9 protein-coding genes (1 of these 9 cut by a window edge) are annotated in these 8181 nt (G+C 36.7%); 7 read left to right on the top strand and 2 right to left on the bottom strand.

Annotation, left to right across the window (positions count from 1 at the left end):
* From ACP5Q2_RS01570 to ACP5Q2_RS01580, 3 genes are all read left to right on the top strand, one after another.
* A partial coding sequence (locus ACP5Q2_RS01570; RefSeq protein ID WP_428096505.1) for a 2-oxoacid:acceptor oxidoreductase subunit alpha occupies positions 1-745 on the top strand: 745 nt, incomplete at its 5' end.
* Positions 746-1555: a 2-oxoacid:ferredoxin oxidoreductase subunit beta gene (locus tag ACP5Q2_RS01575; RefSeq protein WP_428096507.1), complete on the top strand. Its 810-nt coding sequence runs from the start codon at positions 746-748 to the stop codon at positions 1553-1555.
* A 9-nt stretch (positions 1556-1564) separates the two neighbouring features.
* The gene (locus ACP5Q2_RS01580) at positions 1565-2107 is read left to right on the top strand and encodes a 2-oxoacid:acceptor oxidoreductase family protein (RefSeq protein WP_424604808.1); all 543 of its coding nucleotides are present in this window, start codon (positions 1565-1567) and stop codon (positions 2105-2107) included.
* A 44-nt stretch (positions 2108-2151) separates the two neighbouring features.
* On the opposite strand, the gene ACP5Q2_RS01585 is transcribed toward ACP5Q2_RS01580, so the two are convergent.
* Complete coding sequence (locus ACP5Q2_RS01585; protein ID WP_428096510.1) at positions 2152-2745, bottom strand: hypothetical protein; 594 nt, start codon at positions 2743-2745, stop codon at positions 2152-2154.
* 181 nt (positions 2746-2926) lie between these two features.
* On the opposite strand from ACP5Q2_RS01585, the gene leuS reads away from it, so the two are divergent.
* The 4 genes from leuS to ACP5Q2_RS01605 all read left to right on the top strand — a co-directional run bounded on the left by leuS (position 2927) and on the right by ACP5Q2_RS01605 (position 8044).
* Positions 2927-5485 (top strand): leucine--tRNA ligase, encoded by a 2559-nt coding sequence (gene leuS / locus ACP5Q2_RS01590; protein ID WP_428096512.1) that lies wholly within the window; start codon positions 2927-2929, stop codon positions 5483-5485.
* A gap of 39 nt (positions 5486-5524) precedes the next feature.
* A complete protein-coding gene (locus tag ACP5Q2_RS01595) occupies positions 5525-6019 on the top strand; it encodes a hypothetical protein (RefSeq protein WP_424604811.1) in 495 nt (164 codons plus the stop codon).
* Positions 5994-6905, top strand: coding sequence for a DNA polymerase III subunit delta (gene holA, locus ACP5Q2_RS01600; RefSeq protein WP_424604812.1), 912 nt, complete (start codon positions 5994-5996; stop codon positions 6903-6905). The genes ACP5Q2_RS01595 and holA overlap by 26 nt, the downstream gene beginning before the upstream one ends.
* Positions 6906-7063: 158 nt before the next feature.
* Positions 7064-8044 carry a peptidoglycan DD-metalloendopeptidase family protein gene (locus ACP5Q2_RS01605; protein WP_428096515.1) on the top strand — a complete coding sequence of 327 codons (981 nt, stop codon included), beginning with the start codon at positions 7064-7066 and terminating at the stop codon, positions 8042-8044.
* Here ACP5Q2_RS01605 and ACP5Q2_RS01610 read toward each other — a convergent pair.
* Positions 8007-8181: the final stretch of an SH3 domain-containing protein gene (locus ACP5Q2_RS01610; RefSeq protein ID WP_428096518.1), read on the bottom strand. 1064 nt of this gene lie beyond the right edge of the window; the window shows 175 of its 1239 coding nt (coding positions 1065-1239); the start codon falls outside the window, past its right edge; it ends in the stop codon at positions 8007-8009. The genes ACP5Q2_RS01605 and ACP5Q2_RS01610 overlap by 38 nt on opposite strands.

An 8181-nucleotide genomic window follows, 5' to 3' on the forward strand; every position in this document is an offset into this window, starting at 1 on the left:
ACATGGAGATCATCCGGTGATAGCCGTAACTCCCGCATCAGTTCAGGAACAGTTTGAAGAGACAGTAAGAGCTTTCAATTTGGCTGAAAAATATCGCTGTCCTGTAATAGTACTTACAGATGCCATTATAGGTCAGATGATGGAGCAGATTGAGATACCTGAGCCAGGAGAACTGGAAGTAATCGAAAGACCAAAACCTACCTGCAAACCAGAGGAGTATTTACCTTTTGATTTAGATAAAGACTTTGTTCCTCTTGCAGCGTTTGGTTCTGGTTATAGATACCATATAACAGGTCTTCATCATAATTCCGATGGTTTTCCGACAAATGACCCAGTACTTCATACAAAAAATACCAAGAGGCTTATCGAAAGAATCAATAAGAATTATGACGATATAGTAAAAGTTGAAGAGTTTATGATAGACGATGCTGAAGTTTTAGTTTTTGCGATTGGAGTTACTGCAAGGTCTGCTAAACATGCTGTGGTTGAGGCGAGGAATGCAGGTATTAAAGTAGGTCTTATAAGACCACTTACTATTTGGCCGTTCCCAGAAAAGCACCTCGATAAGATTTTGTCAAAAAATAAAATAAAAGGTATCGTAGTACCAGAGATGAACCTTGGGCAGATGACTCTGGAGGTTCAGAGGGTTGCCAGAGGTCGCTGTGAAGTGGAAGGGCTTTATAGCCTGATGTTGGATCCAATACTTCCAGCTGAGATCCTTGAAAAAATCAGGAGGTTTGTATAAATGTCTTACGATTACGCTAAATATTTGAGAAAAGGTAAGCTGCCACATATATGGTGCGCAGGGTGCTCTTATGGTATCGTATTAAAATCTCTCATAAGGGCTATCGACTCTTTGCAGTGGGATAAGAATGATGTGGCTATAGTTTCAGGTATAGGTTGTGCCAGCCGTTTGCCTGGATATGTAGATTTCAATACATTACATACAACACATGGTAGATCTATTGCATTTGCCACTGGACTTAAGTTGGCCAATCCTAAGTTGAACGTTCTTGCTATGGGTGGCGATGGTGATATGACAGCCATTGGTGGTAATCACTTTATCCACGCATGTAGAAGAAATCTTGATATAACAATATTTGTTTTCAACAACAACATATACGGTATGACAGGTGCACAATATTCACCCACTACACCAAAGGGTGCATGGGCCACAACATCACCATATGGTATGGCTGAAAACAACTTTAATATCACCGATCTTGCTATAGGTGCAGGAGCAACTTATGTGGCAAGAACCACAGCTTATCATGTGGCACATTGTGAAAAAACTATGAAAGAGGCATTTTTACATAAAGGAACAAGTGTTGTGGAAATAATAAATTCTTGTCCGACTGGTTTTGGTAGAAAGAATAAATTTAAAACACCTGCTTCAATGCTTATGTGGATGAAGGATAATGCTGTGAATATAGAAAAGGCAAAGAATATGTCTCCGGAGGAGCTTGCTGGTAAATTCATCATAGGTGTTCTTCACAAAGTAGAAAGACCAGAGTATCTTGAGACATATGATGCTACTGTAGGATTAAAAAAATAGGAGTATAAAATGGCAAGGATAGATATTAGACTTGGTGGTTCAGGTGGACAAGGTACAATCACTGCAGCTGCTATACTTGGGTATGCTGCTGTTTATGCAGGGAAGAAAGCAGTTCAAACTAAATCATATGGACCAGAGGCAAGGGGTGGTGCCGCAAGGGGTGAAGTGGTAATTAGCGATGAAGATATAAACTATGTTAAGGTGTTAAAGTCTGACATACTTGTGGCTCTCACTCAGGAGGCATGCGATAAATTCGTGGTGGATGCAAAAGAGGGTAGTATTGTAATAGTGGATGATTTCCTTGTTAAGAATAAGCCTCAGGGGAATTTCAAGTTGTACTCATTACCCATAATAAAAACTGCTGCAGAAGATGTGGGTAAGTCTATGGTGGCAAATATCGTAACCCTCGGGGTTGTGAATGAGCTTGCGAATCTTATAGATTATGAGAAACTTGAAAAAGGTGTTTTGAGCAAGGTTCCAAAAGGTACTGAAGAACTGAATAAAAAAGCACTTCAGGCTGGGATAGAGCTCGCAAGAAAAGCAAAGAAGTAATCATGATTTAGATTGAAACTAAAAGGCGGGGTTTCCCGCCTTTTTTAGTTTGTGGCTTCGCTTTGATATGCGATTGGGTGAATATTGTTTGATTTTAAAATTTCGTAGAGACCATTAATTTTTGTTTTTTGCCATCTCTCATACACTTTGAGAAGATTCCTTTGATCGATCAGTTTAAAGCTTTTTGATATTTCGATCATAACAGTTACAAGTTTCAAAAAATCTAAAAAAATACTGTAATATAAATTTCTTAAATCACTCAATGAGTTCATGGTGACATAAATTCTATGTAAAGTCAAAAAAGATACCTTTCCTAATTGAATAAAATAATCTATGTCCACGAGCTTTCTGTTGAGCATATCCGGGAAAAGGCCGCTATATATAAGGCATAAATCCCCGACAGCCTTAATTTTCTGAACTTTTTTGAGTAGCTCTTCGGATAGAGCCTTCATAAATGCCTCAGCAAGGGCGTCATTTCCTATGATATCTTTATAAAAGAAGTCGTTTTTTTCAATAAGTCCTTTTAGAAGGCTCATCAGGTAAAGCTTAGAATAATCTGAAAGCTCTATGTTCACATTCTTCTCCTTCTCGGAAATGATGTCGTAAAATTCTGAATTTAAATTGTTTACCACTAACATAAAGCACCTCCCTGTGGTTTGTGGCATCCATGCCATCTTAATTGATATATCGGAAAAAAAAGAAAAAACTTGAAAAGAACAATCAAGATGGTGGAAGAGATGGGTGAATGGTTAATTTTTCTTGATGTTTTATGAAAATACTGCTATTTTTAATGGTTAGTTTAGAATCTGGAGGTATTTTATGAAATATAACCCACAAGTTATAGAGTATAAGTGGCAGAAGATTTGGGAAGAGAATAAGGTTTTTAAGGTGGAAAAGGATAATAATAAGCCTAAATACTATTGTCTTGAGATGTTTCCTTATCCTTCTGGTAAAATCCACATGGGGCATGTGAGAAATTACGCTATAGGGGATGTAATATCAAGATATAAATTTATGAAGGGATTTAATGTGATTCATCCAATGGGTTGGGATGCGTTTGGTCTTCCGGCGGAAAATGCCGCCATAAAAAATAAGATCCATCCTGCCAAATGGACTTATTCCAATATTGAGAATATGAAGATGCAACTTAAAAAGATGGGGCTATCATACGATTGGGATAGAGAGATTGCCACTTGTGATCCAGAATACTACAAATGGGAGCAGATGATTTTTCTGCAGATGTATGAAAAAGGGCTTGTTTATCGTAAAAAATCCCTACAAAATTGGTGCAACGACTGCCACACAGTACTGGCAAATGAACAGGTGGAGGATGGAAGGTGCTGGAGATGTGGGGAGATAGTGGAAAAAAAAGAGATAAATAGCTGGTATTTTAAGATTACAGATTATGCTGAAGAACTGCTTGAATGGACATACAAATTACCGGGTTGGCCTGAGAAGGTTCTGGTAATGCAGCGGAACTGGATAGGGAAGTCATACGGTGCTGAGATAGATTTTAACGTGGAAGGTGAATCAACGAGGATTACTGTATTTACCACAAGGCCTGACACCCTTTTTGGTGCTACGTTTATGCTTCTGGCTCCGGAACATCCTCTTTCTAAAGAGCTTTTGAAAGGTACTGACCGAGAAAAAGATGGTTTTGAGTTTATAGATGGTATTCTAAAAGAGGATAAAATAAGCCGAATGGCTGATGATAAAGAGAAGAAAGGATTTTTCACAGGGAAGTACGCCATAAATCCACTTACGGGTTATAAAATGCCTATTTATATCGCTAACTATGTTCTTATGGATTATGGTACAGGTGCAGTTATGGCGGTACCTGCACATGACCAGAGGGACTTTGAATTTTCAAAAAAGTATAACCTTGAAATTATCATTGTTATCAAACCTTTAGATAGAGATTTAGATCCTTCAAAAATGACTGAGGCATATACAGAACCTGGAATTATGATTAATTCAGGAAAGTTTAACGGAATGAATAGTGAAGAAGCAAAGACTGCCATTACAGATTATCTTTTATCTCAGGGTATAGGAAAGAGATCTGTTAATTATAGATTAAAAGATTGGGGAATCTCAAGGCAGCGTTATTGGGGGGCTCCGATACCTATTATATACTGCGATGATTGTGGGATTGTGCCGGTACCTTATGAGGATCTGCCAGTTCGTTTACCTCTTGACGTTGAATTTACCGGGATAGGTAATCCACTGGATAGCTCCGAATCGTTTAAACGTGTGAAATGTCCAAAATGTGGTAAGCCCGCAACCAGGGAAACCGACACTATGGATACATTTGTGGAATCGTCCTGGTATTTTCTAAGGTACTGTTCTCCAAAAAATGATAAGGCCCCTTTTGATAAAGATGAGGTGAGATATTGGATGCCGGTGGATCAATATATTGGTGGAGTGGAGCATGCGATATTGCATCTTTTATATTCCAGGTTTTATACAAAAGTTTTGCGGGATTTGGGGTATGTGGATTTTGATGAACCATTTGAAAGGTTATTGACACAGGGAATGGTTTGTAAAGAAACTTATAGATGTGGGGAACATGACTGGCTTTTCCCGGAAGAAGTTGTGGATGGTAAATGCAAACATTGTGGAAAGGCTGTGGAGATAGGTCGTGTGGAGAAGATGAGTAAATCGAAAAAGAATGTCGTTGACCCTGATAACCTTATAAATGAGTATGGTGCCGATACCGCAAGACTATTTTCACTTTTTGCATCTCCACCAGAAAAAGATCTTGAGTGGAATGAACAGGGGGTGGAGGGTTCATTTAGATTTTTGGGTAGAGTTTGGAGATTGATACATAAAAATATAGCACTCTTTAGTGAAGAGTTATCCGAAAATGGTGAAGAAAGTAAGGTTTCAAAAGATATATTGTATTACATGCATTCTACTATAAAAAAGGTTACACTTGATATAGAAAAATATCAATTAAACACGGCTGTGGCGGCTATTATGGAGTATTCAAATAGGCTTTCAGATATTGAGCTTCAGATTAAGACTGATAGAGAGAGATATCTATTTAGAGAGGCTTTACGCAGCCTTATTATACTTCTTGCACCGTTTACGCCTCACATTTCGGAGGAGTTGTGGAGCATTACAAGGCACAAAGGACTTGTTTCAAGATATGGGTGGCCGACTTATGATGATAAGTATACCGTTAGGGATGATGTCACCATCGCGATTCAAATAAATGGGAAGGTGAGAGGGGAGATCGTCATTCAGAGGGGTAGCGATGAAGGGTTTGTATTATCTCTGGCTAAAAGTGATGAAAAGATCAAAAAGTATCTGGAAGGGAAACAGCTTGTAAAAGAGATTTATGTGAAAGAGAAGCTGGTGAGTTTTGTGGTAAAATAGGTAAGGGGGATTTTCCCCCTAAAGTTTAATAGGTGGGATATGTATAAAAATGCCATAATCTTTTTAGTAGTATTATTAATTGTAAGCTGTGGATATCGCATTGTTGGAATTGATACGAATATAGAATACAAATTTCTTCTGGATAGAGTTGTCAGCCTTGATAAAGAATCTGACTATTTTGCCCTACTTGATGATGAGACAAAAAGTTTTTTGAATAGTTATAATGCACTTGCTTTAGACGATAATAGCTATGATTATAAACTTAAAATTGTATTACAAAAAGTCACTACGGAATCTTCGATTATTACCAGGTCAAGTCAGACCGTTCAGACGGATTTAAAATCAAACATTTCTTTAAATGTTTTCGACAAGCATAATAAAAAAGTTTTTGAAAAAGATTATTCTTCTGTGCAGACATACAATATTACAAATAATATATCCCAGAATATAGATAATAGAAATAGCGCTTTTAGAAAGACTGTTAGAAATATTCTGCTGGATTTTTTACATGACTTCCAAAAAGATAAAAAATAGAATCCTCGTGGCGGGATCCCAGAGTTTTATCGATGACAAGCTTAGAGAGCTTGTAAAAGATGTGGATCAAGACTCTGTAAGGTACTTTTACGGGGATGAGTTGAATATCGAAGAATTTTTTGAATATACATCATCTATTCCACTTTTTTATGAACAAAATATCGCTGTATTGAAACATGCAGAAGATCTCAAAGAGAAATCAAAAAGTGAAATTTTGGAAGGTTTATCAAAGATTGAAGGGAATGTTGTGATACTCGCATTCCTTGATGAAAAACCAGGAGAGGAAAACTATAAAAAGTTTAAAGAGAGCTTCAATATAATTATCGAGCCAAAAAGATCTTTTAATGCCCAGATGATTCAGCAGTACTTTAAAGATGAAGGGCTTATCGTGGGAATTGATACGGCAAAGTATATTTTTGAGATGTGTAACAAGGATCCTATGATTTTAAAGAATGAGCTGGAAAAGATAAAAATATTTTATAATTACGAAAAACCCAGGAGTGATGAAGAGATAATTTCATTAGTAAGTTTCTCAAGATCAGAAAGTATATATCAGTTTATTAAATATTTTTTTAGCAAGGATCTTAATAAAACATTGGCTATATTTAAAGTAATTGTGGATGACGGTGAGAGTGTGGAAAGGATATTTTATGAGCTTTCAAGACATATTATAAGTCTATCCTTTTATATTATCTCACCATCATTAGTTACAGAGTATACCTATACCATCCACAATTACAAAGATTATATAAACAGGTGGAGTAAAGATGAAGTGGCGGAACTTGTGGAATTGATTGCTGAAATAGACCTTTTTCTCAAAACTGGTAGAGAGACATATTTAAGTGGTTTATATAGAATTATTTATACGTTACTTAAAAAAGATTAATTCAATATTAATAATACCCTAGATATTACATGCAGGTAACTTGCTGGTAATAAAGATAAATAAAAGTATTGACATGATTTAATTAATACTTTATGATTTATCTACCTAATATCTTGTTTTCATTATTCGTGAGGAGAAATCTAATGAAGGAGTAAGATATGTTTTTGAAAAGATATATACTTAAATTTTTACATTTTTTTAAGAAGAAAGATGAGCATGTTACTGTATTGATATTTAAGGATTCTGGATTAGGAGAGGTAAAAGCTAGGAATGTACACCATTCCACATTGAAGGCTTTTGTAATAGGTGGTCTTTCATTTTTGTTTTTTGCAATGATATCTTTTGTGGCTGCTTCGTTTTTATTTAAGGAGCGGATGACTGCTTTAAAATACTTAGCGGAAAACCAGATGCTTAAGATGAAAATATCTGAATATAATAAAAAACTATCCGAGATTGAAGCAAAAATCAATTATCTGCAAGAGTATGAACAGAAGATAAGAGGGTTGTCCAAAGAGCTCAAGATTTCTCCTAAATATCTACCACAGGGGGGGAAAGAGACTTCCCTTGATTCCCTAAGTATAGAAAAAAATCTATCTTATAAAGATGTTGAACAACGACTTAGAGATGCTGATGCTATTAAAAAACGACTGGAAGAAAAAGAAAAATCGATGGCGGATCTAATAGATACACTCAATGCGATAAAGCTGGTGGTGGATTCAACCCCTACCATTTTACCTGCAAATGGTTGGATTTCCAGTTATTTTGGAAAAAGGGTTTCCCCTTTTGGTCGCGGAGTTGTCTTTCATGAAGGGATAGATATATCGTTAAGGCCTGGTACTCCGATAAGAGCAACTGCTGCTGGTGTGGTGGTATACTCCGGGTGGCAGCAGGGGTATGGGAGACTTGTGGTAATCGACCATGGTTTTGGATACAAAACGAAATACGCCCACAATTCTGTATTGAAGGTAAAAATTGGTCAGAAAGTTAAGAGGGGTACAATAGTTGCTCTGTCTGGAAGCTCGGGGGACAGCACAGGGCCACATTGTCACTACGAAATAGTGATTGGGAATACTCCGGTGGACCCCCTCAAATTTATGAAATCTAATCGTATCGCTTCTCTTTACTCCGGCAGATGGTAGTGATTCTGTAAGCTTTTGACCATAAGTTAGTGTTATCTGAAATGATATGTTGCTTCACCACTTTGTTGTATGAAATATTACCGAATCTTTCTACTGCATGATATATCAGGTAATCATCTTTATCTTTTCCACCGTAG

The sequence above is a fragment of the Calditerrivibrio sp. genome, assembly GCF_049968475.1.
Lineage (GTDB): Bacteria > Chrysiogenota > Deferribacteres > Deferribacterales > Calditerrivibrionaceae > Calditerrivibrio > Calditerrivibrio nitroreducens_A.